The sequence below is a fragment of the Alphaproteobacteria bacterium 33-17 genome, assembly GCA_001897445.1.
Taxonomy (GTDB): Bacteria; Pseudomonadota; Alphaproteobacteria; order Rickettsiales; family 33-17; genus 33-17.
The window spans coordinates 70304-94123 of sequence record MKSX01000014.1; the positions used below are offsets into that span (position 1 = coordinate 70304).

Annotated in this window: 22 protein-coding genes and 1 other RNA gene; 14 read left to right on the forward strand and 9 right to left on the reverse strand. The window is 32.7% G+C overall.

Features of this window, described 5'->3' with window-relative positions:
* The first annotated feature begins 5 nt into the window (after positions 1-5).
* From BGO27_06700 to BGO27_06725, 6 genes are all read left to right on the forward strand, one after another.
* Positions 6-920, forward strand: a complete 915-nt coding sequence (locus BGO27_06700) for a hypothetical protein (GenBank protein ID OJV15110.1) — start codon at positions 6-8, stop codon at positions 918-920.
* A 9-nt stretch (positions 921-929) separates the two neighbouring features.
* A complete protein-coding gene (locus BGO27_06705; GenBank protein ID OJV15111.1) occupies positions 930-1403 on the forward strand; it encodes a hypothetical protein in 474 nt (157 codons plus the stop codon).
* 8 nt (positions 1404-1411) lie between these two features.
* Positions 1412-2623 (forward strand): hypothetical protein, encoded by a 1212-nt coding sequence (locus tag BGO27_06710; GenBank protein OJV15112.1) that lies wholly within the window; start codon positions 1412-1414, stop codon positions 2621-2623.
* On the forward strand, positions 2599-3732 hold the full coding sequence (locus tag BGO27_06715) for a hypothetical protein (GenBank protein ID OJV15113.1): 1134 nt from the start codon (positions 2599-2601) through the stop codon (positions 3730-3732). Before BGO27_06710 ends, BGO27_06715 begins: the two co-directional genes overlap by 25 nt.
* A gap of 336 nt (positions 3733-4068) precedes the next feature.
* Complete coding sequence (locus BGO27_06720) at positions 4069-4872, forward strand: hypothetical protein (protein ID OJV15114.1); 804 nt, start codon at positions 4069-4071, stop codon at positions 4870-4872.
* Between the two features lie 21 nt (positions 4873-4893).
* Entirely contained in the window at positions 4894-5661 is a 768-nt protein-coding gene (locus tag BGO27_06725; GenBank protein ID OJV15115.1) for a hypothetical protein, read from the forward strand.
* Between the two features lie 68 nt (positions 5662-5729).
* On the opposite strand, the gene BGO27_06730 is transcribed toward BGO27_06725, so the two are convergent.
* Genes BGO27_06730 through BGO27_06740 form a run of 3 tightly spaced genes read right to left on the reverse strand, consistent with a single transcriptional unit; the run spans position 5730 to position 8854 of the window.
* Complete coding sequence (locus tag BGO27_06730; GenBank protein ID OJV15116.1) at positions 5730-7775, reverse strand: hypothetical protein; 2046 nt, start codon at positions 7773-7775, stop codon at positions 5730-5732.
* A 30-nt stretch (positions 7776-7805) separates the two neighbouring features.
* Positions 7806-8057 (reverse strand): DUF2312 domain-containing protein, encoded by a 252-nt coding sequence (locus tag BGO27_06735; protein OJV15117.1) that lies wholly within the window; start codon positions 8055-8057, stop codon positions 7806-7808.
* 8 nt (positions 8058-8065) lie between these two features.
* On the reverse strand, positions 8066-8854 hold the full coding sequence (locus BGO27_06740) for an exodeoxyribonuclease III (GenBank protein OJV15118.1): 789 nt from the start codon (positions 8852-8854) through the stop codon (positions 8066-8068).
* Positions 8855-8997: 143 nt separating this feature from the next.
* Here BGO27_06740 and BGO27_06745 point away from each other — a divergent pair, with 143 nt between their 5' ends.
* Complete coding sequence (locus BGO27_06745; GenBank protein OJV15119.1) at positions 8998-9546, forward strand: hypothetical protein; 549 nt, start codon at positions 8998-9000, stop codon at positions 9544-9546.
* Positions 9547-9626: 80 nt separating this feature from the next.
* Positions 9627-11582: a hypothetical protein gene (locus tag BGO27_06750; protein ID OJV15120.1), complete on the forward strand. Its 1956-nt coding sequence runs from the start codon at positions 9627-9629 to the stop codon at positions 11580-11582.
* Between the two features lie 29 nt (positions 11583-11611).
* Here the strand turns inward: BGO27_06750 and BGO27_06755 are convergent, their stop codons facing one another.
* Together BGO27_06755 and BGO27_06760 are read right to left on the reverse strand one after the other, a co-directional pair.
* Entirely contained in the window at positions 11612-12658 is a 1047-nt protein-coding gene (locus BGO27_06755) for a hypothetical protein (GenBank protein ID OJV15121.1), read from the reverse strand.
* Between the two features lie 103 nt (positions 12659-12761).
* Positions 12762-13808: a hypothetical protein gene (locus BGO27_06760; GenBank protein ID OJV15122.1), complete on the reverse strand. Its 1047-nt coding sequence runs from the start codon at positions 13806-13808 to the stop codon at positions 12762-12764.
* A 121-nt stretch (positions 13809-13929) separates the two neighbouring features.
* Here BGO27_06760 and BGO27_06765 point away from each other — a divergent pair, with 121 nt between their 5' ends.
* The gene (locus BGO27_06765; GenBank protein ID OJV15123.1) at positions 13930-14685 is read left to right on the forward strand and encodes a hypothetical protein; all 756 of its coding nucleotides are present in this window, start codon (positions 13930-13932) and stop codon (positions 14683-14685) included.
* Between the two features lie 249 nt (positions 14686-14934).
* Here the strand turns inward: BGO27_06765 and BGO27_06770 are convergent, their stop codons facing one another.
* From BGO27_06770 to ffs, 3 genes are all read right to left on the reverse strand, one after another.
* Positions 14935-16605, reverse strand: coding sequence for an energy-dependent translational throttle protein EttA (locus BGO27_06770; GenBank protein OJV15124.1), 1671 nt, complete (start codon positions 16603-16605; stop codon positions 14935-14937).
* A gap of 15 nt (positions 16606-16620) precedes the next feature.
* Positions 16621-18192, reverse strand: coding sequence for a hypothetical protein (locus BGO27_06775; protein ID OJV15125.1), 1572 nt, complete (start codon positions 18190-18192; stop codon positions 16621-16623).
* A 21-nt stretch (positions 18193-18213) separates the two neighbouring features.
* Positions 18214-18309: signal recognition particle sRNA small type (ffs, locus tag BGO27_06780), an RNA gene on the reverse strand.
* Positions 18310-18455: 146 nt separating this feature from the next.
* Between ffs and BGO27_06785 the strand changes: the two genes are divergently transcribed.
* Both BGO27_06785 and BGO27_06790 read left to right on the forward strand, forming a co-directional pair.
* On the forward strand, positions 18456-18701 hold the full coding sequence (locus BGO27_06785; GenBank protein OJV15126.1) for a hypothetical protein: 246 nt from the start codon (positions 18456-18458) through the stop codon (positions 18699-18701).
* 688 nt (positions 18702-19389) lie between these two features.
* Entirely contained in the window at positions 19390-20007 is a 618-nt protein-coding gene (locus BGO27_06790; GenBank protein OJV15127.1) for a hypothetical protein, read from the forward strand.
* A gap of 137 nt (positions 20008-20144) precedes the next feature.
* Here BGO27_06790 and BGO27_06795 read toward each other — a convergent pair whose 3' ends face one another.
* Positions 20145-20489 (reverse strand): hypothetical protein, encoded by a 345-nt coding sequence (locus tag BGO27_06795; GenBank protein ID OJV15140.1) that lies wholly within the window; start codon positions 20487-20489, stop codon positions 20145-20147.
* Positions 20490-20813: 324 nt separating this feature from the next.
* Here BGO27_06795 and BGO27_06800 point away from each other — a divergent pair, with 324 nt between their 5' ends.
* The 3 genes from BGO27_06800 to BGO27_06810 all read left to right on the forward strand — a co-directional run bounded on the left by BGO27_06800 (position 20814) and on the right by BGO27_06810 (position 23812).
* Positions 20814-21788: a hypothetical protein gene (locus BGO27_06800; protein ID OJV15128.1), complete on the forward strand. Its 975-nt coding sequence runs from the start codon at positions 20814-20816 to the stop codon at positions 21786-21788.
* An 88-nt stretch (positions 21789-21876) separates the two neighbouring features.
* Complete coding sequence (locus tag BGO27_06805; protein ID OJV15129.1) at positions 21877-23355, forward strand: leucyl aminopeptidase; 1479 nt, start codon at positions 21877-21879, stop codon at positions 23353-23355.
* Entirely contained in the window at positions 23348-23812 is a 465-nt protein-coding gene (locus tag BGO27_06810; GenBank protein ID OJV15130.1) for a hypothetical protein, read from the forward strand. Before BGO27_06805 ends, BGO27_06810 begins: the two co-directional genes overlap by 8 nt.
* Positions 23813-23820 lie beyond the last annotated feature (8 nt).

Here is a 23820-nt window from a genome sequence, read left to right on the forward strand (position 1 = left end):
AAGTTATGGTAGATTCCATTAGTAATTTAGCATTACAAAAATCACTAATAAAAGATATTAATGACACTAAAAAAAGTGTTGCGACTCTGCAAAAACAAATTTCAAGCGGCAGAGCCGTAGACACATATTTGGATCTTACAGAAACAGGAAGAGTAGAAGGGGTAATTAACCTTGAAAGTAAAATAAACGATCTTGATTCTTATATAACCAACAATAACATCGTAACTGGCAGGCTCAGAGCTACCGATATTGCTATGAGTTCAATTATCGATAATCTTATGGATTACAGGGCAGTAATGGTTAAAAGAAGAAGTGCCGTGGGTAATCAGGATGAAATGAAAATTACGGTCAGAGAAGTAGGTAAATCGCTTTTAGGTATCATAAGAGACAATTTAAATACACGGTATGAAGGACAGTTTTTGTTTTCAGGTGCAAGGATAGATCAGGAAGCTGTAGGTGATATTGTAAATAACACAAACTATCTTCATAATGAGGTTACGGCAAACTATTATTTAGGTGATGCTGTAACCAGAACGGTAAGGGCAAGTGATTCACTTGTTGTATCTTATGGTATTAAAGCAGATGATCTTGGATTTCAAAAAGCAATTGCAGCTATTCATATTGTAATGGCAGCTGAAACAGAAGAGCAGGTTGAAGAAGCTTTTGATATGATGTCTGAAGCAATTTCTGCGGTAATTAATATTAGAAACAATGTTGGTAACGCGATGACTCAGGTTACACAAACTATGGATATTCAGGAAACAGTTCAAACTTATTTTACAACAACTTTATCAGATCTTACTGCTACTAAAATTGAAGAGGCATCTATTAAACTATCAAATGATATGGCGGTTTTAATGGGTGCATTCCAAAGTTTTTCAATGGTATCTAAACTTAACCTAACAGATTACTTAAGATAGGAGGAAAAAATGGCTTTAGAAAAAATTCTTAATGAGGAAATTGCAACATCGGAGATTATTATGACAAGATTTGGCAAAATTCATATCAACAAAGAAAAAGCACTCAATTTTCCTGAGGGGATTTTAGGGATAGAAGGAATACATAAATACTGCCTGGCTGATTATCCTGAAAACAAACTACCTTTATTTAAAGTACTTCAAGCTGTAGATAATTTAAATGTTGCATTTTTAGTATTACCAGTAACGAATGTAGCCGAAACATATAAAAAAGAACATTTAGATGAGTGTTTCTCAGATTTGCAAATAAGAGATGATAATGCGGTTGTAGTGCTAATAGCTTCAATTCATAAAGGTTTAGCTAACGAAAAGTCTAAGCTTACAGTAAATGTCAGAGCGCCAATAATTATTGATACCGCTAACATGATAGCATATCAATATGTATTTAAATATGACAATTATAGCATTCAAAATGAACTAAATTAGAGTAAAAAATGGCAGTTAGGGATGTAGAAGAATACAGCATTATTCAGGATGCCTTTTTAGACAAGTTTAAGTGCCTTGGGGATAAATGCCCAGATACCTGCTGTAAAGGCTGGGATATGCAGCTTGATAGAATTACTAAAACTATTTATGAAAACTCTCATAAAGAGCTTGAAGTTGCTATAGCTTCAACTGAGCTTAACTATGTTTTAAAACGAGATGAAGAAGATAACTGCATGATGCTTACTAATGGTCTTTGTAAAATTCATAAAAACTATGGCCCTTCATTGCTAGCTGATGCATGCTATTTTTTTCCGCGTATAATGTATAAAATGGGCGATGAATATTTTGCCTCAGCAGGTTTCTCATGTCCTGAGACAGCAAGGCTGATACTTTTTATGGATGACCCGTTTCCTAAAGTTGTTACGGCTTATAAAAGAATTCCTTATGTACTTAAGGATTATTCAAGAGAATCTATAACAATTGAATATATAAGAAAAATTCATGATTATTTTATATCCCAGATCACAAATTTGGAAGTTAGTAAAAGCTTATTAAAGATGCTTATGATGGCAAGATCTTTGTCTCATCTTCCAAAAAACAAGTGGTATTCATCTCTTGAGCATATTGATAAAGTGGCTTTAAATTTATTGCCAGAGCGTAAAAATGATAAAAATGATATTTTTTATTTGGTTCAGACATTTGTTATTACGGTTAAGTCATGTCGGAAAAAAGTAAACCATAGGCTTGCAAAAGTAATGGAATCTTTTGAGAAAAAATTTGGTTGTAAAATTGACTGGGAATCTACAGATATTATTGTAAATGATGAAAAGGCAGACGTTTACGAAATTTATTCACAAATGGAAACTGTGAAAAACCCATATAAATCAGAGTTTATTAACCATATTATGTCCAGATGGATTCTAGCTGAAATGAAAAGCTTTTTATATCCGTTTTCTGGTACTGGTAAGGCAATTTTACAAAAAACTCAAATTTTACTCGTTAAGTATTGCCTGAATAAAATGCTTTTAAATGTTTATCTTGAAAACTCATCTGATTTGGAAGAAGACACTATTACAGTAGTGCAGTCTATCTCTAAGTTTATGGATCATTTAGCAGACGATGTTTTAATAATGAAATTAATAGATAGTTATAATTGGAATGAGGACAGCCGAATTTACGGTCTTGTAAGTGATATATGTTGCAAAATGCAAATAGCGTAAACCAGTTAGTAGATAATACTAAATCAAATATCCATATTTATATGGAAAAAGGTGACTATCAAGCTGCTGAGAATTTAGTAATGGAACTACTTAGCTTTAATCCTTTTGACCATGAAATGCTTTATATTTTATCTGTCATTAAGTTTCAAAGAAATGAGCTGGTTGCAGCACAAATGCTTATTGAGAAGGCCATAAAGGAAGATTTGCAGAACTCTAAATACTGGTGCAATTTAGGAATATATCTTCAGGAAATGAAGCAATATGCTCATGCTGAAATAGCTTATAAAAAAGCCATTGAATATGATACTTACAATGTAAGAGCTTTAAATAGTCTTGGTTCTTTATATTTTAATATGCAAAAATATAAAGAGGCTGAAAATTTCTTTGGGAATGCAGCAAAAATAGATGTAAATAATACTGTTGCCGATTATTTTATGAAGCTTTTAAAAGGTGAGCAGGTTGATATCGCCCCAAAAGAATATATTGAAAGACTTTTCGATTCTTACTCAGCAACATTTGATAAGCACTTAACAGATGTTCTGGAATACAAAACACCTGATAGTATAGCTGATATTTTCAATACCTTAAATTTTCCCAAAAATCTTTTAGAAATAAAGGTACTGGATTTAGGTTGTGGCACAGGAATGGTAGCAGAAAAGATTGTCAATAAAATCGCTAACAATCAATTGCCAATTCAGTTTTATGGTATTGATTTATCAGAAAGAATGCTTGAGATAGCTAAAAGTCGTAAAATATATTCAAAATTAAGGCTTAGCTCAATTGAAGATTTTTTCAAAACCAATAAAAAACAATTTAACTGTGTTATAGCAGCAGATGTATTTGTGTATATTGGTGATTTAGAGGATATTTTTAAATCAACACACAATGTACTAAAAGATTCAGGTTCTTTTATATTTTCAATTGAAAGACTAGACAATGAAAGTAATTTTAAGCTTATTAAAGAAAGTGCCAGGTATAGTCATTCTGAGCAATATATTAGACTTTTAGCAAATAATTTTGGTTTTAAAATTGATAGTATTATACATACTAATCTTCGTAAAGAAAAAGGCGAAATTATTCCAGGTTTATTGGTTCACTTGGTAAAATAATCTTGTGTTAAATAAGTGTAAATTATAAGTAAATATTTTGGTTGCCTAGCTAACTGCAAAAAGATTTTCTAAAATTTTCTATTGCCAAACATTTTTATAGTATTAATATCAACTTAGAAGATCTTGCGGAATCTGCTTTGATAAATAGATTATAGCAAGAATAAATGGGAGATTATTCCTAGAATTTTTTTAGCTACTTTGATAAAACAGTTAAAATGGCTTAAAAAATACTAAAATTGCCCTCCATTTAGGATAGACTCACAGAGTCATGATATAAATCTATTGCAATAAGCTTTCGTAGGAAGTCTTTAAGATAATTTTATTAAAGGTATTATTATGAAACTTACTACAACTACAATTGCATTGCTTATTTCAACAATTAGTTATTCAGCATTAACACAGGCAAGCTGGTTTTCAAAAGATAAAAAAGACGAAAAAGGTATTATCGAAAAAACAGAAGATAAAGCTGTAGAATTAGGTCATAAAACTAAAGAAAAAGCAAAAGAAGCTGGTCATGCTACTAAAGAGAAAGCTATTGAAGTTAAGGATGCTACTAAAGAAAAGTTAGAAGAGTGGGGCGATAAAGCATCAGAAATGGGTCATAAAGCTAAAGACAAAACAATAGAAGTTGGTCATGACGTTAAAGAAAAAGCTGTAGAAGCAGGTCATGCTACCAAAGAAAAGGCTATTGAAGTTAAAGATGCAACCAAAGAAAAGTTAGAAGAGTGGGGCGATAAAGCATCAGAAATGGGTCATAAAGCCAAAGATAAAACAATGGAAGTTGGTCATGATATAAAAGAAAAATCAGTTGATGCTGCTGCAAAAATGAAAGGTTTAACAGCAGAAGATATCGTTGAAGGTAGTGTTGAAAAATTACGTTCTGGTGCCAGATGGACAGTAGATTCAATTGAGCGTGCAGGTGAGCATGCTAATATTGTTTTAGTGAGTGCGGCAGATTCTGCAAAAGTGAGTCTTAGAGTTGCAAGCCATAAAATGGAATACTTACTTAAATCATCGGGGAAGAACGCTCGTGTAATTTCTACAGATGGTGGTGATATCCTTGAGATTGGTGATGAAGCAGTTGCATTCATTCCTAATGAAAATGGCAGAAGCATTTTAAAATCTGATAAATTAAAATAAGTCTTACTTAAGAGGTTTGTCATGAAAAATGTACTTTCGGCTTCCCTTGCCATTTTGCTTGCAAATACTGCTAATGCAGGAAGTACCTGTAATGCAGAGTTTGTAGCGAATAGTAATATAATGCAAGAAGCTTCTAATACGGCAATTAAGCTTAAGGCTTTTCTGGATCAAAATCAGGAAGACGATGTATTTTTTATTGCAAGAGTTGGTATCAATGCCATGAAACATGGTGTTAAATACACTCATTCAGCTTTTGTCGTTAGAAACGGTGATAGTTATGACGTTATTCATTTATTAAACGAGTGTGATACTGGAGATTCCAGTATCTACTCTCAGGGACTGATGAATTTTTATTTAGACAGCCTGCATAATATGAATACAGTAGTTATTGCTCCAACAGCTGATTTGCAAGTAAGACTTAAGCAAATTTTAACAACAAAGGAAGCTTTAAAATTACATAATCCTCATTATAGTATGATTGCGTATCCATATGCTACTCAATATCAAAATAGTAATCAATGGGTTTTAGAGACTACTGTAATGGCTCTTAATGCCAATGTTACTAATAGGTATGAGGCGCAGCAAATGCTTAAAAGCATGGGTTATATTCCGCAGCGAGTTAAAATTCGCGCTTCAGAAAAGGTTGGGGCTATGTTTAAAGCACATATAGTTTTTTCTGACCACCCTAATGAAGAGAAAAAGAAAAATGAGTACTCTGTAGCCACAGGAGATTCGCTTGTAACGTTTTTAAGAAAGTTAGGTAAAGTAGAAAAAGTTTATGAGTTTTAATATCTAATGCATTTATATACTTAAATAAATTCCTGGTTTATTTAAGTATATAAACCATAAAAAACGTATTAAAAGTCAATATTATACGTTGATTTTGTCAGGGGTAACGTAGCTGATTGATCAGCACTTTGTCCAAATGATAAATCTCTATAAGAGACCTGATATAAATTTTGTAGATTTTTATTGTTTAAAAAATCGATAATTTTATAGTTTTTAGAATATTGCGCTATATCAAATGCTGTTTGGTTGTGAATATTTAACTTATCAAGCATTTCATCTAACATATTTAAATTTTTAAAATATGTAGCCAGTTCTATAAAGGTTTTGGCATTATTTGCATAAGCAGCTAAATGCAGAACTGTATTGTTTTGATTATCAAGCAATGTAGGCTTAGATAAGGTAAATAATTCATATAAAATAGTTGAATCGGGCTGTTCCTGTTGCGCCAAAATCATAAAGGGTGTTAATCCCTGATCATTGGTTGATTTAAATTTAACTTTAGATTTGATATCAGGATGCAATATTTCTGCAAAAATTTTAAAAGAATAATTATAACTAGCAAGTAAATGAAGAGGGGTTTCACCATTGCTATTTTTCATATTTAATAATGAAATTATTTGAGCTGCTTTTAGAGTAATTAATGCTTTAAAGGGTATCTGAAATTTATCATCACCCTCAAAATGTTTTATAAGTATATGTAATATATTGTCACCGTTTGGTGCTTTAAACAAAAGGCATTTGTTGTTATTAAGCAGATCTTGTAGAACGCTAATATTCATGTAATCAGGTTTTTTAAGTAGCTCAATTAATGGCGTAGTATATATTGGCTCGGAATATGAACCAGAATTTATAAAAATACTTGGGCATGCCTTATGGGTAAGGTAAAGCTTGATATTTTGTAACTCACTTTTTTGTACAGCTTTAATCAATTCGTCATTGAATGTAAAAATATTCCCTAACGTTATTAAGCTCTTAGAGGTAGGTTCTATATTTGTATTAAACAGACACCCACTTCCATTACGCAATATGTTTTTTACACCTTCAAGAATATTTTGAGCAGAATGAATATAGCAAAATAAACCTATACATTCGTTAAGTACTAACATTGATAGACAATTTATATTATCATCCATGCACGCAGATGATAGTAAAAACTCCAGATATTTAGGATTCGTTGATCCTAAAACTTCATTGGCTATTGCACTTAATATATAAGGATTATTTTGTAACCTCTCATATGTAAAATAGTTGAAAAGCTTTTTATTTTCAAATAGAAGCTGGATTGTATTCAAACTTTTTTCCTGCGTTGAACCCCTTACTATAATTGTTTGCAATGAAGGTTTGAATCTTAAAAGTTCAAGAAATATAGCTTCGTTATCCCCTTCGTTTTCTAGCCTTTCTGCGCATTCAAGAAGTGGTGTGTTCTGCCATTCAGCAAAGTCTTCTTGTGCAGTAAAACTTGAGCCGTCTATAAACTGATAGCTTTTATGTTTATCTAGTAATGAAAGAGAATAGGAAAATGCTAATGGGAAATTTCTTGCTAAAAAAGTAAGTAAATTATCACCATAACTGTCTACTTTGCCGTAAATTTCATTAAGTGTCATAGTTGGCTTATGGGTTGCCAAATATAGTGCAATAACATTAAAAGCATAATGGTTTATAGCAATTTCGCTATGCATTTGCATGTAGCTTTGCCTTTGCTGCTCGTTGAATACACTTGAATTTGTAAAGTTTTTAAAATTGAATAATCTACCTATGCCTAAAACATTTGATATATTTGAAAGCATGCTATTGTAATCAACAAATATAGTGGCGTTATTTAATGAAGTAATATTGTATTGATGTAATTTAGATTTAAAAAATGCAAATGCAATATTCTGGTTAAATTTTATTTCAAATTGAACATCTCTGTTAATTAAGCTTGCGCCTAAAGATTCAACTTTTCTTGCGATTTCCTCTGGTCTAAATTTCCACACAGGTAGGAGTTTATTGTTGGTAAAATATGAAAACTCTAATCCAAAAAGCTTTGCCCATGATTCAATTAATTCATTACTGTTGTTAAATTGTCTTGCGCTGTCTCTCATTGTGGTTGTGTTATCAGTCGAACTTAACATATTTTAAAACTCCTAACCCTTTACTTTAGATTATAGCCCCAAAGCATCCATATATGTTTCAAGTAACATTTTTTCTTCTTCGATTTTATGACGGTCTTTCTTCAGCATTTGAATAATTTTTTTAAGAGTTTTAATATCGTAGCCATTGCCTTTTGCTTCTGCATATAATTCTTTTAAGTCTTCGGCAATATTACTTTTTTCTTCTTCTAAGCGCTGAATTCTTGCTACGTATTGTTTTAATTGTTCTGCTGATACGGTGTATGTGTCTAATACTTCTGTCATATGATTCCTTATTTTATACTAAAAAATGATGTTATCGGCGCATGATCCGAGGGTTTTTCCTTAGAGCGCTCGTCTTTGTGAATAATTACTTGTTTAAGACAATTAGTCAACCCACAAGATGTAAGTATATGATCAATCCTCATGCCGTTGTTATTTTGCCACGCTCCAGCTCTGTAGTCCCACCATGTAAATTCTTCTCCATAAGGATTTATAGATCGGTAATTATCAGCCAAATTATGAGAAAGAAGACTAAAATACTTGTTTTTTTCGACTTTAGTAAAACATGTGGTGTTACTTAATATTTTCGGATTATGTACATCTATATCAGTTGGAGCAACATTAAAATCTCCCCCTAATATAAAATCTTCATCCCATTGTCTGATTTGAGCTAGATAATTATAATAGCTGTCTAAAAATGCAAGTTTATAAGCAAATTTGTCGCTTCCTACTTCACCTCCATTCGGAACATAAATACTTGCGCATCTTATAACCTTAGAATGATAATTGATCACAGCTTCAATATATCTGGCTTGCAATGGATCTGGGTTATCTTCAAATTCATAAATTACTTCATCAATTTTATGTTTTGATAAAATGGCTACCCCATTATAAGACTTCTGACCTTTAGTAACTATTTGATAGCCGAGATGATCAAGCTCAGGATGCGGAAAGTTATGATCCTCACATTTTGTCTCTTGAAGTAACAATATATCAGGTTCATGTAGGTTAATAAAGTCTATAAGGTTTTGAGTTCTTTGTTTAATTGAATTTATATTCCAGCTTGTAATTTTAAGCATTGTGCCACCTAGTTTTGTTGTATTTATGTCGCAGTATTACGCATAAGTCATGTATTTGGTTAAAAAATTAGTAAATTCTCTATTTATATGTTTAATTTAGCTTTATCATTATTAGCATAGCTTCACCATTTATAGGAAGTATAATGAACAAAAAATATGATTTAGTCGTTTTTTTCGGTAGATTTCAGCCCCTTCATTACGGACATATACATTTAATTGAGCATGCTTTCAGGCTTTCAAATAATTTGGTTATGTTATGTGGGTCAGCTCAGGAATCAAGAACTATCAAAAATCCTATGAATTTTAATGAAAGAGAGGCAATGATAAGAGAATGCGTTAAGCTTAAGCCTTATCAAAAACTTTTCATAGAACCTATTGCAGATACTAAAACAGATGAAGAATGGCGAGAAATAGCTTTATCAGTTGTCTATACTATAACATCCAATATTAAGCTAAATTCAGATGAAATGCCTAAAATAGCGATTGTTGGCTACTTTAAAGACGAAAGTTCTTATTATCTAAATATTTTCCCTGAATGGGACTTGGTAGAAGTAGAAAATTATAATAAGATCAGCGCAACCAATATTAGAAGGGCGCTTCTTGACAATCAACTGTCGGCTTTAGAGGAGTTGTTGCCAGAGCCTGCGTTGTTTGAAATAAAGTCGATTATGGCTAAATTAACTATAAATTAGTAAAGTTTTATTTGACGTATTGGTTAATATATTTAATAATTTAAAATACATACAACAATATATTAACGGATTTAGTTATTATGAATTTAGCGCGTAAACTAGTCATTGCAGGTGTATTTTCATTAGTTGTTTATACGGCGGCAAACGTATATTCCTATATATTACAAAATAAAATAAGTCATGAAACAGGTAAGCTTATTAACGGATTCCATGACGTTGTAAATTTAAAAGATATTAATATTGCGCTTTCAAATATGTCTATGACATACGAATCGGCTTTAGTAAAAGCATCTAAAAATGAATTTGATGATTCAACCAATACAATGATGCATGCCCTTAAGCAAGCTGACGCCATCAGAGGTTTATTTAATGAAATTTTAAATAGTCAAAGCGATGAGAAAGAAAAACAGAAAATTAAGCAACTTTATATTCATTTTCAGGAATACATTAAAAATGTAAGAGATGAGATAATACCAGCTTTAAAGCAACGTGAAATTCATATAGTTTATAAGGCTAGTGATCGTGTAGAAGATATTATTGAAAAACTTAAAGCTATGCTAAGTGACTTCGATTCTGAGGTTAAAAATGCTTTAGGAGCATTAGATGATAATGTAGAAGCTGCAATTGAAAAAACAAAGTATACTCAAATTGTAGTGCTTCTTACAACTTTACTTGTAATGGTTCCAATTTATTATTATTTATTCTCAAATATTATTAAAGGTCTTAGAAAATCTGTTTATAATATTGGTCAGTTATCAGATGGTAATGCTAATATTGAGATTGATGGTCTTGAAGTTCCAGATGAAACAGGTGAGCTTGCTAGATCATCTGTGAAATTAAGAAATAATCTTAAACAAATTCAAAAGCTTACTGCTGTGCTTTTAGACTTACCTGTTGGGGTAATGCTTGTTGATGCTAGTGAAAAACTCAATATTACATATATCAATAAATTTACCGCTGATATACTAAAAAAAGTTGAGTCAGCTCTTAAAGTGCCAGCTGATAAACTTGTGGGTAGTACTATTTATGACTTTTTAGGTTCTAAAATAGATAGCAATACTAATTTCCGTGATCATACTAAACTGCCATTTAAAATAAGAGCTAAATATTTAGAAGAAATGTTTGATATTCAAATTTCTCCGCTTTTTGATAGTACTGGAACAATTTTAAGTTTAATGGTAACAATTGTCGTAGTTACTAAAATCGAAAACTTGGCAAATAAATTTGAAAGCAGCGTCAGTGGTGTAGTTCAGGATTTATACAATGCTATTGAAAACCTTAAGCATAATGCTACAACAGTGTCAGAAATTGCTGCTCAGACTACTAAAAAATCTATTACTGTTACAGAATCTTCTACAAAAGCATCGCAAAATATGAATAGTGTAGCTTCTGCAACAGAAGAATTATCTGCATCTGTTCGTGAAATTAGCGAAAGATTAAATCATTCTAACCAAATTTCTGGCAGGGCAGTACAAGAAGCTAAATCTACGAATGAGACAATAGCAGAGCTTTCTGAAAAAGCTGAAAGAATTGGTGAGGTTATTGATATTATTATGGCAATTGCCGAGCAAATTAACTTACTTGCTCTTAATGCAACCATTGAGTCCGCTAGGGCAGGTGAGGCAGGTAAGGGATTTGCGGTTGTTGCAAATGAAGTGAAGGCACTTGCAAACCAAACTACAAAAGCTTCGGAAGAGATCGCTCTTCAAATTAAAGGCGTTCAGGATTCTACAAAAAAGGTGGTGGACTCTATTGCTTCAGTTGCTAAAGTAGTCAATGAAATTAATGAAATATCTTCGTCAATTGCAACATCTGTTGAAGAGCAGTCGGCAGCTACAAACGAGATTTCATCAAACGTACAAAAAACAGCTATGAGTACTAACGATATTACTACAAACATAAGCCATGTGAAAAATGGAGCCGAGGAAACATCAGGTTCAATTTCAATGCTAACCCAGATATCTCAGGAGATTAATGATAAAATCATTACTCTTAAAGATGGTGCGGAAGAGTTCTTAAAAACCGTTAGAAACTAAATATATTAAACTGTTAAAGGCTGCAAGCTTTAGAGTAGTAATGCAGCCTCTGCGGTTTTGCTACCAGCACTATAAACTGATATATCGCGCCACTCTTTTTGCAAATTAACAGATTTTAGTGCTGACTCCATAAGATCTGACTTTTCCTTCATTTTTTTAATAACAAGTTTCATCTCTTTTTGAAGACCTTGTTTATTGTATAAAGCTTCTTCAATAATTTCTCTTTTAGCGATATTTATAGGTTTTGCATCAGACTGATTACGAGGATCTACAGCGCCATAACAAATCAAAATATTCTCAAGCATTGGCTTGTTTTGATGCAAAGCTTTTTTCAATGCTTTATTTTTTATTTCCTGACTAGCATCTTCAATCAGATCTAAAATAACTTCATAGTTTTCAGCTTCAATGGCTTTAATGAATTTTGGGCTTTTATGCAGTTTAACGTAGTGTCCAATAATATAAGACATAGTATTTCTTGTATGTACATTATTGCTATGAATCGCAAGATTAATAATATGGTGTCTAGCAGCTTTTACAGGATCATGAGAGTTTATTAGCTTATCAAAAATTTTAGGTAAATTTTCTGTTTGTTGTATGTTAGCACCAAATAGTATTAAAATACAAGCAATGTCAAAATTGTTATGTTTTATTGCAAATGATAATGGTGTTAAATTATCTTTATTTAAAGTTTCAAGGTTTGCACCTGCTGCAATAATGTAAGCTGCACATTGTTGATAACTCCATATTATAGCATGATGTAAAATAGTATATGAAGAATTATTAGATTTATCATCTAAAGCATTTGGGTTTGCGCCTTTATCTAAAAGATATTTGACGCAGTCAGGGTTATTTGCTTTTGTAGCAGAGTATATAGCGGATGAAGGATCTGCTCCGTGTTCTAAAAGTAACTTAACAGCCTCTAAGTTACCATAAAATGCTGCTAGGTTAAGAGCCTCGTTAAGTTGTTCGAGACCGTCTTTATACTCCTCAGCAAATTTTCCTGAAAGAGGTGAAAATTCCTTTTTTAACTCCTTATAACCTTCTTTTTCAACAAAATCCTTTAACTTTACTTTCATAAATAAGCCCAAATTTTAATTAATTTAGGCTTATATTAATATTTTATTTAAAAACCGCAAAATGTTTTTTGCTTAAGATTGATTTTTAAAAGTGCAATTCAACTTATTTGCTTTTTTTAGCGTTTTGGAAATGAGATTCATCAACTTTCCAAGCCCATTTTGGTGTGAAAGGCATTGGCAAGACATTCCAAATTTGGTTATGAACATTATGTATTATGTTTTTTGGAGGATTATGATTTGGAGTAATTTTTTTATCTCCGAAAAAATTATTATAAACGTTTCCTATTGGGTTAATTGTCCCTGCCGCAAGTAATGATAGTAATGCACCCATACCACAATAGAGAGAAGTTGCTACAATTAAGCATGAAACTGTCAATGAAATAGCAAGCCTTAAATAACTTAGTTCATAATCAACATTAGAAAAGCTTTTCAGAAATTTTTCCTGATCAATTAAACAAAAGCTTGTACCGTTTAGTTTGTTTATAAAGCTGCTTCTGGAATAGTAACTTGAATAGCCAGCATATATGTTGTGCATATTCTGGGCAAGGTCTCTACTGCTTAAATCTTTTAAAATGCCTCTGTCAGGATCATAGAATGTAAATCTTTTTTCTCCATTTGCAGCTGGCTTACAATATAAAAGCATAGAGTGACCATGATAAGGTAAAAGTTTAGCTAAATTTCGGCTTATTGAAAATTTTATATATTTTCCTGGTTTAAATTTTTTCTCAAGAATTGATGCTGTAGTATCGATTATTTCAGATCCTGAAAATGCTATTTTTATTTTATCAAATATATTTAATACGCCAAAGCGAATATAGCCTGTTAAACTATAAGCAATTTTCTCAAAAATATTAGTGATTTTCAATATATGTGATTTAGCATATGTTTCAAGTATTTGAAGTTTACTATCATCAAAATCAGTAACATAATATTTTTGAGATGTTGCATCATTTCTTTTTGGTTTATGAAGTTCTATAATTTCTGCAAATCCAGCCTCTGAAGACAGTAAATCATTATCCGCAATGTAATTGCTGGTAATATCGCATAATCCCTCAAATCTTCTTTGGATTTTAAGTAAGTTCTTTGTTGAGATAAGATTCCTTAATAACAACTGATCAAGATGTATGTCTGGATTGTTAATATTTGCCATTGTATTGCCTGTTAAGTTTGTTTCTTTTTACTAAAAATTAACTAATTTGTCAATTTAATAATAAAATTTAGATTGATGTTGATAAAGGGATTTTATATATCTATAAGAAAAAGGTTATTGTATGCTAATTTTGTTATCACCAGCTAAAACTTTAAACTATTCAAAGTCTTACCCAACTGTTAAACAATCTAAACCAGCTTTTTTAAATGAAGCTATGCATATAGTAAATAATATAAAAAAATTAGCTATATCTGATATTGCAAAACTCATGGATCTAAGCGATAAACTGGCTGAGCTAAATCATGCAAGATATCAGGAATTTCCTAACGACTATGGCAGTTATGGAGCTTCTATATGTTGTTTTAAGGGTGATGTGTATACAGATATTGAGGTGGATAATTATACCCTGGATGATTTTAATTATATAAATAAGCATGTTGCAATTCTTTCGGGATTGTATGGAATTTTAAGACCGTTAGACAGTTTGTATCCGTACAGGCTTGAAATGGGTACAAATACAAAAGCCATATTAGGAAAGTCATTGTATGAGTATTGGGGTGAAAATCTGGTAAACTATTTAAATAAACAAAATGCAGACTATATTATTGACCTTGCTTCGCATGAATATTCAGGTGCGATAGATTTTAAAGCGGTTAATGCAAAATGCATCAGAGTTGAATTTAAAGAAGAAAAAGATGGTAAGTTAAAAGCGGTAGGTATTCATGCAAAAAGGGCAAGAGGCGCAATGACCAACTGGATAATTAAAAACAGAATAAATCAAATACAAGACCTTAAAAAATTCGATCTCAATAGATATAAATTCAACGAAAGCCATTCAGATAGTCAAATGCTTATATTTTCTAGAATGTCTAAATAAATTTTAAATGTGGAATAGTTATGTATCGTTAAATTGATATGCAAGATTATGCATAGTTTTTTAAGTCGAGGTTTTCATGCGTCATTTCCTAGCTCACCTAGGTTTACTAGGCTTCGCTCGTCATTCCTGTACCATAATTCAAATACTTTAACTATAATAACAACTTTAATTTGTCACTTTAATTAAATTATGCCCATAAATGATTTTCCAAATATTTATTTAAAATACTTGGAAAATCACTTTTAAATATTAGGCGCTTAACCTTTTAAATCTTACTTTTTTGAGAGAGTCCTCTCCAAGTCTGCGAACTTTATCAGCTTCATAGTCCTCAAAATTGCCCTGGAACCATTCAACATGCCCATCACCTTCAAAAGCAAGAATATGCGTAGCAATACGGTCAAGGAACCAACGGTCGTGCGAAATAACCAGTACGCATCCGTTAAATTCAAGAATGGCTTCCTCAAGCGCTCTTAAAGTCTCAACGTCAAGGTCATTTGTTGGCTCGTCGAGTAAAATAACGTTATATCCACCTTGTAACATTTTCGCTAAATGTACACGGTTACGTTCACCACCAGATAACATATCAATTTTCTTTTGCTGGTCTGCACCTTTGAAGTTAAAGGCTGAACAGAACGCACGGCTTTTCATAGTAGTTTTGCCAAGTACTAGCTCTTCTAAACCAGCTGATATTTCTTCCCATACTGTTTTTTCGCTATCTAATGCATCACGTGACTGGTCAACATATCCAAGTTTAACGCTATCACCAACTTTAAATTCGCCTTCGCAGTCTTTGTCTTGTCCTGTAATCATGCGGAAAAGGGTGGTTTTACCTGCGCCGTTAGGGCCAATAATTCCAACAATCGCAGCGGGAGGAATATTAAAATTAAGATCTTTTACAACAGTACGTTCACCAAATTTTTTTGTAAGGTGTTTAGCATCAATAACGTTTTGACCCAGGCGAGGGCCATCTGGGATAATAATTTGTGATGTAACGTTACGTTTTTCACTTTCTTCACCAGCCATTTTTTCGTATGCAGCAAGCCTTGCTTTACTTTTAGCCTGACGTGCTTTTGGAGATTGGCGTACCCACTCAAGTTCTTTCTGAAGTGCTTTCCTTTTATCACTTTCCGATTTTTCTTCCTGTGCCAAACGCTTTTCTTTTTGATCTAGCCATGAAGAATAGTTGCCTTCCCATGGTATGCCTTCGCCGCGATCAAGCTCTAAAATCCAGCCTGTAACATTATCAAGGAAGTAACGATCGTGCGTAATAATAATCACTGTTCCTTTGTATTCACGTAAATATTGCTCAAGCCAAGCTACTGATTCTGCATCTAAGTGGTTGGTTGGCTCATCAAGCAATAACATGTCTGGTTTTTCAAGTAAAAGCTTACAAATAGCAACACGTCTTCTTTCACCACCAGAAATTTTTGTTACATCAGCATCTTTTGGTGGGCAGTTAAGCGCATCCATAGCAATTTCTACTTCACGCTCAATATTCCAGCCATCTACAGCATCAATTTTTTCTTGTAACTCGCCCTGTTTTACAATGAGATCATTCATTTCATCATCGCTCATGGGTTCTGCAAATTTATTGCTAATTGCATAGAATTCATCAAGCAAAGCTTTTTTGTCTTTTAGGGCATCTAAAATATTATCAAAAACGTTTTTTGAATCATCAAGTTTTGGTTCTTGTTCAAGGTAACCAATTTTGATGCCTTCCATTGGCCATGCTTCACCAATGTATTCTTTATCAAGACCAGCCATAATCTTTAAGAGGGTAGATTTACCCGAACCGTTGGGGCCTAAAACGCCGATTTTAGCACCTGGATAAAATGATAACCAGATATCTTTAAGTATATATTTTTGAGGGCCTACAACTTTTGAAACGCCCTTCATAACGTAAATGAATTTATTAGACATATTTATTAACTTATTTTACTCGATTGAAATTTCTACTCGGTCTTTAGAAAGACTTTGTGTATTTGATTCTTGCCCCATCGCCTGCACAACAATAGACATTTGGTCTATACCGTTTTGAAGTAAAGCTTTTCTTACTTCAATAACGCGTTGCAATGCAATCCTGCGGGCATTAGATTTTTTATCATCGCCAGTAACTGTATCAGATGCGTATCCTATAACTTTAATCCTTTGCTTAGAATCATATTTTTTAAGCATTTTTGCAATTTCGTTATTTTGTGCTGTTGTTAATTCAAAGACACCAGCTTTATATGTTAAAATTGTTGCATTTGCAGATGGTGTAACATCTAGTTTAGGTTCTTCCTGTTTTACTTCAGGTTCTTTAACTTTTTCAACTTCAACAACTTTTGGCATCTCAAGCATAGCCTGTTTCGGCTCTTCTTTTGCTATTTCGGCAGGTTTATCTGGTGATTTAGTATTTTCCTGAGGAATTGGAGTTGTACTTTTTAAATCAGGAACTTCTGAAGCTTTTGGAATAGGAGTTTGTTCTAATTTTGGTTCAGGCATTTTTACCGCAGGAACCATACCTAAGTCAGTAGTTATATTTTTTTCTTTAAGTTCAATAATTTGAACTTTTTCTCTTGGCTCAAGCTCGATACCTTGTGAAGTCATAACAGGTACTTCTTCTGCTGGCGCTGGTGTGGGAATGTTATTTTGCTCTACTGTTTTTACTGTTTTTTCCACTTTAGTCTGGTTAAGATCAGTTACAGCTGGTTTAGGCTCAATAATTATATTATCTTTCTTAAATTCTTCCTTTACAACTGTAGCTTTATGCTCATCTTTTTGAACTAATACAGGAGGAAGATTGATGACATCTTTTTCTTTAGGTATAGTAGCTATTGGTTTAGCTTGTTTTACAACTGGTTTTGAAGGTTTTGCGGCATGTTTTGGAGCGGCATGCGGTAGCTTTTCAATCTTAACTTCGCCTTCAAAAGTTGCTTTATCTGGTTTAATCTGTTCTAAAGGTCTGTGCTTTAAATATTCTTGTTTTTCTTTAATAATATCAGAAGATTCTTCAAATTTATTTTGCACATCAGCAAGTAATGGGCGTTTTGATTCGGTAGTATTTTTTGAAGAAGAAGGATAATTATATTTTATGTCGTCATCGTCTAGTGGCTTAGATTTAAAAATGCCAAACATATTCCATATTGATGATTGAATTTCTTCTGCATCTTCAACTTGAATTTCTTCTTTGTTTTCTTGAGTTTCTTCGGTTTTATTTTGTAAAATTTCTTGTGTTACAATAGGCTTTTCAATGATTTTGATATCATTATCATTGTTATCAATAGCTTCCTGCGCTTTAAGCTCCTCTTCTTTGCGAACCTCTTCAAAAACCTTGCGTTGTTTCTGCTGTTCAATGAGTTTTTTTGCTTCCAGTCGTTTCATTTCTACAGTTTCTTTTCTAAGAACTGATAATGCTGAAAAATGTATTTCCATATCAGGCTTTGAATGGTTACTTGCCATTGCAACAGAAGTAAGACATGTGCAAAGCAAAAGCGTTTTTACAATTCTCGAAGAAAGATGTAGCATATAAAACCTATTCCACAAATTACAAACCGATAGACGAAAACCCACAAGGGACATGATGTGGCTGCTTCTTTTCAGACCTGACCAGGTTACACGTATTATGCCTTCCATCTATCGGCAAACCAAGGTATATCAGATAAATAATATATTGTAAATGCTATAAAACAATAGTTTTTAATGAATAAAATTGTATTACTTGACAAAATGGTTAATTTTGTATAAAAGCCCATGATAAATTTAAGGGTTGTTATGAGTGTAAGGGATATATGTACGTAAACTTTTTCACATATTATGTTCATAATGCTAACTATACTCGTGATGAAGTATATGACATCATAGCAAATACTTCTGTCTTAAACAGATATGGATATACAAACTTTTTTCAGTCAAGTCACTCAAAGCTCCAAAATGGACTTGGTTATTCATCAAAATTGACGCCATGGGGTTTTATTTTTGAAAAAGTTTTGAATACGGCAGGTGTAGCTACTTGCTATACTTATTGGCGGATTTAATCCTGCTTGCGTTGTACCAGGGGTTTTAACGTACTTAGGTGCGGGAGCATTAATTAAAGCAATTTTTGGTAACTTTGATTTTGCGCTTGAAGATTTTGATAAAGAGTATTCAGGTAGAGAGCTTACAAAATTATTAAATAAAATAGGTCATGGAATTGGAAGTATTGATCAGGAAATGTATTACAAACAGTGTATCCAAGATTTTATAGATCATAAATATTTAAATGCAAAAGTTCCTGTGGTAAACGGACAATGGGATCAACCTTATTGTGCCATACTTGATAACGGTAGGGTGTTTAACCAGGTTTTTGAAGAAGATTATTTAATTTAATCAATTTTAGGATATGATTTTTCTTTAATAATCAAAAACTTAGAAAATAAATTTAACGATTTTTTCATTTTTTATGCCTTAAAGGTTTGACAAGCAATAAATTAGGGTGTTACGATATATTCAGTCTTTTATAGAGCTACTTGATATTTGAGAGAAGTTTTTAATTTAAAAGATTAACCTTAAAAGTAGTAGTTCTAGAAGATTATAATGAACTTTTAAAGGAGAATCTAAAATGAAACATAATGTTCTTGATGAAGAGTTCGTAAAAGTTATTAGAAGCAACAGTACAGTTGTAAGATCCCGTGATGTTACTTCTAATAATTTTAACGACGTAAAAACATTTGAGTAAGATTTGGAATGGGTGTTGCAGCTGGACTTGCTGTATTTTCATATGCAGTTCCTGCGCTACTTCCAACATTAACCAGAGCGTCATACTGGGCATATACAACATTAAGGGTTAATTCACTGGTTGGGTATGTTAGTCCGTATACTTCAAGAGTTATCAATGCACCAGTTATTAAACAAGTTTATAACTTTTTATTTGACCACTTTGCACAAATAGCTAAATGGTCTACAGCATATATAGCAGGTAGTGTTTATGCTAAAGGTGACCATTTCTTTGGAATTAAACCTATAAAAGATACGGCTAAATCAGTTATAAGCTATATTCCAAGTGATTTCTTAAGATCTATTGCATCATTCTTTATAATGCCTGCAAAAGATGTTATCACTGATAATAAAGCAGTATTAGATCCAAAGTCACAAGGAAGAATTGAAAATGAAATTTACAAAGACTGTGCAGCTAGCAAATATACTGGTATGAAGGATTATGTGGTTGCTGATATTACAGAATCTAACTTGGCAGATTTATTAAGCCCTAAAAGCTTGATGTATAGAACAAAACATGTAAGTGTAAGTGATGATCAGTTAAATGCAATTAAAGCCGAAGTGACAAAAATTAGCCAATCTCGTTAATTTTGAACTTAAAATAAAAATGCCTATTAGTTAAAATAATAGGCATTTTTATTTTTTGTTATGTAATTTTTTATTTAGAATTGAACATAGTAGAGTATGTTATAGATGCCGAATCAATCTTTTAAGGAGGAGCGCGATTATCGGCGCTCTTCCTCTTCTTGTGCTTCTACTGTAAATTTTGCAATTGGCCATGCCTCTAAACGAGCTACACCAATTTCTTCTCCTGTTTTTTCACAATATCCGTATTCGCCGCTTTTAATACGATCTAGTGCTTCGTCTATTAAATTGATAATATTATTATCATGATCAAATAAAGATGATTCCTCTATGCGTAATTCCTGTGATATACCCTCGTCAGTGTAGTCTGCTTCTTTTGTAGAAAGTGACTCAAAGTCCTGGGTTATGTGCTGTTGATTCTCAATTAATCCGCTGCGCCAGGATAATAATTTGTTTTTAAAATAAGTAAGCATTCTGTCAGACATATACTTATTATCTTCGCGCGGGTTGTAATTTTTTATCTCACTTGGATTTTTATATAAAGTTTGCACTTATGCCTCCTCCAGTTAAAGAATTGGTAAACAGTCATAAATCTCTTTGGTAATTAGCCTTTAAATAGACTAATTGCAAAAAAGATTATTTTTAGGTTTTTAAAAACCTCTCTAAGTTGATAGTACAATAGGTTTCGCGAATATCCAAGCTATAGATGTGAAAAAATAAATAAATTTATAGAAAATTGCGGGTATATTGCAATTTTAACAAATTTTATGTATATTCAGCATGTTATTGAAACTTTATGGGGGTAGGGTGTGCGCGACTCAGTAAAAAAAATTCTTAATAGATATGGGTTCGATGGTGCGGTTTTGATGTCTGATAATTTTGAGGAAAGATCGTGGTTTGATGCTGATATTGCCTATCCAATTGCATCAGTTTCTAAAATGTTTGCAGCGGTAGTTGCTTATAAAGTTACAGGTAAATATAAAGTGCCGCTGAAAACTCAAGCAAACGTTTTTTTAAATAGGCAGGATTTTCCTGATAATATTACCATCAAGGATTTATTACTTCATACAAGTGGGCTGAACTTATATACTGATTTTACTAAACATGAAGATAATAGTTTAAGATTAAGAAATCTTCCAAAACAAGAGTTTTATGAAAAGATAATTCCGCGTGATCCAAAAGAGAAAAAATTTGAATATAATAATGCAAATTACATAGTCTTGGAGGATGTTTTAGAGGCTATTACAAATAAGAAATTTAAATATCAAGATTTGCTGCAAGAAATGGTTATAAATCCCTGTAGGCTTAATAATACAGGTATAGTTGAATATACACAGCACGAATCTGAATATTGGGTTACTGGCTATGATGTAAAAGGTCAAAAAGCAAGTTCTACTCATTACTCTTGGCTTGGTGCTGGTGCTGGTATGTATTCATCCCTATCAGACTTGGCAAGCTTTGCAAAAAGTTTAATGGATCAAAGGTTAATGCCGAAAGATTCATTGGAATATATGTTTAAAGACAGGGGTAATAATTATGGTCTTGGGTGTACTATCAAAGAAATTGATGGTACGAAAGTAATATATCATGAAGGTGGTATACCTGGGTTTAGTACAATGCTAATGATTGAGCCCGAAAGTAGAAAAATTCTGATTATGCTATCTAATAAAGAGTTTCCAAAGATTGAAAAAGTGGCTTTAGAAGCATTTGAATCTATGTTAAATGTTGATAAATTTTCCTGGCGTAGTCATTCAGGTAAACTAGAAATGGCATTAGGAAAGTGATTGTAATAGTCAAGAAATTTCCTAAGTTTAGTAGACATATCGAGCTTAATAGGGTAAAACTGAATTCATACTTAAATATAGGGGAGTTATGAAAATATTATTTGAGTCATCTATTAACAATGACGAACTAACAAATGTAGTTTTTGTTAGCGAAAAGCTTGATTTTCCAAGTGATTTGGCAAAATCTGCAACTTCAAATGGCTTTAGTTTGCCTCAAGTTGCGAAGCATTTTAGCTTCCATGGTAAAAAGGGTGAAAGCTTTACTTATATTATCGGTAAGACTTTCTGCATTTTTATTGGTATTGGCAAGCGTTCTGATCTTAATATAAATCACGTACCTATGCTTGGTGGAAAAACTTTAGCAACTTTAAATGCGTATAAGGTTCATAAAACTGCAATTCTTATTGATACACTTGGTATTAATAGCTCGGAAAACTATGATATTGCCGCTAATTTTGCTTTAGGTATGAAGCTTCGTTCATATAGATTCGATAAATATAAAACGCAGCAAAAACCTGAAGATAAGCCAAAGCTTAATGAAATCCATATTGTGCTTGAGCATTCTAAAGAAGCTCAGAAAGAGTGGAAAAAGCTTGAGGCAATTGCAGATGGTGTAACGGTTACTCGTAATTTAGTATCTGAGCCGCCAAATGTTATATATCCAGAAAGCTTTGAGAAAAAATGCTGGGAGTTAGAAAAGCTCGGCGTTGAAATTGAAGTTCTTGATGAAGAAAAAATGCATGCACTTGGTATGGGTGCGCTTTTAGGTGTAGGTCAGGGTAGCGTTAGAGAATCCAGAGTTGTTATTATGCAATACTGGGGTGGTTCTAAAAACTCAGCTCCTCTCGCATTCTTAGGTAAAGGCGTGACATTTGATACAGGCGGTATTTCTCTAAAGCCATCTGGCGGAATGGAAGACATGAAGTATGATATGGGAGGTGCTGGTGTTGTAACAGGTCTCATGCATACACTTGCAAGCAGGAAAGCTAAAGTCAACGTAGTAGGTGTAATAGGGCTGGTTGAAAACATGCCAGACGGTAATGCTCAAAGACCAAGTGACGTAGTTCATTCAATGTCTGGTCAAACTATTGAGGTTCTAAATACTGATGCAGAAGGCAGGTTAGTTCTTGCTGATATTTTATGGTACACACAAGACAGATTTAAGCCTGAGTTTATGATTAACTTAGCCACGCTTACAGGTGCTATCACAATTGCTCTTGGATCAATTTATGCTGGTCTGTTCTCAAACGATGATGAACTTGCTGAAAAGCTATATGATACAGGTATGAAAACTTCAGAAAAACTCTGGAGATTCCCACTTGGTGATGAGTACGACCGCATGATAAACTCAGAAGTTGCTGATATGCAAAATATTAGTAATGAAAAAGGTGCGGGAAGTATTACGGCAGCACAATTCCTTAAAAGGTTCGTAAACGATACTCCATGGGCGCACCTTGATATTGCGGGTGTAACATGGACACGTAAAGATCTTGATTTATCACCAAAGGGCGCTACAGCTTTTGGTGTTAGACTTTTAAACCAGCTTGTAGAAGATTACTATGAATAATCAGACTACACAAGTTAGCTTTTACCACCTTACTACTAGCCCATTTGATAAAGCTTTATTTGGGATAGTAGGTAAGGTGTTAGAAAATAATATGAAAGCATTTATTTTGACAAATGACCCAAAAGTCACCAGCGAAATAGATGCTTTTCTATGGTCGATCGGTAGAATTAGTTTCGTGCCACATGCAACCATTTCTGATCCTGAGCTTGAGATGCATCCTATTTTAATTGGTCATGAAATCCCACAAAATTTAAAATTTGACGCAATAATATCAGTTAATGATAGAAGCGATTTTAATCCTAAAAACTATAGCAGAGTCATTGATATTTTTGATGGTAATTTAGATACAAGTATTGCTCTGGCAAGAGAAAGATGGAAAAAATATAAAGCTGAAGGGCTTGACCTTAAATACTGGTGTCAGGATCCTAAAGGGAATTGGCAGGCAAAGGCAGCATAAATTAAAGG

Coding starts and splice junctions, on each gene's coding strand:
- BGO27_06700 (OJV15110.1), top strand. CDS start 6: ATGGTAGATTCCATTAGTAATTTAGCATTACAAAAATCACTAATAAAA.
- BGO27_06705 (OJV15111.1), top strand. CDS start 930: ATGGCTTTAGAAAAAATTCTTAATGAGGAAATTGCAACATCGGAGATT.
- BGO27_06710 (OJV15112.1), top strand. CDS start 1,412: ATGGCAGTTAGGGATGTAGAAGAATACAGCATTATTCAGGATGCCTTT.
- BGO27_06715 (OJV15113.1), top strand. CDS start 2,599: ATGTTGCAAAATGCAAATAGCGTAAACCAGTTAGTAGATAATACTAAA.
- BGO27_06720 (OJV15114.1), top strand. CDS start 4,069: ATGAAACTTACTACAACTACAATTGCATTGCTTATTTCAACAATTAGT.
- BGO27_06725 (OJV15115.1), top strand. CDS start 4,894: ATGAAAAATGTACTTTCGGCTTCCCTTGCCATTTTGCTTGCAAATACT.
- BGO27_06730 (OJV15116.1), bottom strand. CDS start 7,775: ATGTTAAGTTCGACTGATAACACAACCACAATGAGAGACAGCGCAAGA.
- BGO27_06735 (OJV15117.1), bottom strand. CDS start 8,057: ATGACAGAAGTATTAGACACATACACCGTATCAGCAGAACAATTAAAA.
- BGO27_06740 (OJV15118.1), bottom strand. CDS start 8,854: ATGCTTAAAATTACAAGCTGGAATATAAATTCAATTAAACAAAGAACT.
- BGO27_06745 (OJV15119.1), top strand. CDS start 8,998: ATGAACAAAAAATATGATTTAGTCGTTTTTTTCGGTAGATTTCAGCCC.
- BGO27_06750 (OJV15120.1), top strand. CDS start 9,627: ATGAATTTAGCGCGTAAACTAGTCATTGCAGGTGTATTTTCATTAGTT.
- BGO27_06755 (OJV15121.1), bottom strand. CDS start 12,658: ATGAAAGTAAAGTTAAAGGATTTTGTTGAAAAAGAAGGTTATAAGGAG.
- BGO27_06760 (OJV15122.1), bottom strand. CDS start 13,808: ATGGCAAATATTAACAATCCAGACATACATCTTGATCAGTTGTTATTA.
- BGO27_06765 (OJV15123.1), top strand. CDS start 13,930: ATGCTAATTTTGTTATCACCAGCTAAAACTTTAAACTATTCAAAGTCT.
- BGO27_06770 (OJV15124.1), bottom strand. CDS start 16,605: ATGTCTAATAAATTCATTTACGTTATGAAGGGCGTTTCAAAAGTTGTA.
- BGO27_06775 (OJV15125.1), bottom strand. CDS start 18,192: ATGCTACATCTTTCTTCGAGAATTGTAAAAACGCTTTTGCTTTGCACA.
- BGO27_06785 (OJV15126.1), top strand. CDS start 18,456: ATGTACGTAAACTTTTTCACATATTATGTTCATAATGCTAACTATACT.
- BGO27_06790 (OJV15127.1), top strand. CDS start 19,390: ATGGGTGTTGCAGCTGGACTTGCTGTATTTTCATATGCAGTTCCTGCG.
- BGO27_06795 (OJV15140.1), bottom strand. CDS start 20,489: ATGTCTGACAGAATGCTTACTTATTTTAAAAACAAATTATTATCCTGG.
- BGO27_06805 (OJV15129.1), top strand. CDS start 21,877: ATGAAAATATTATTTGAGTCATCTATTAACAATGACGAACTAACAAAT.
- BGO27_06810 (OJV15130.1), top strand. CDS start 23,348: ATGAATAATCAGACTACACAAGTTAGCTTTTACCACCTTACTACTAGC.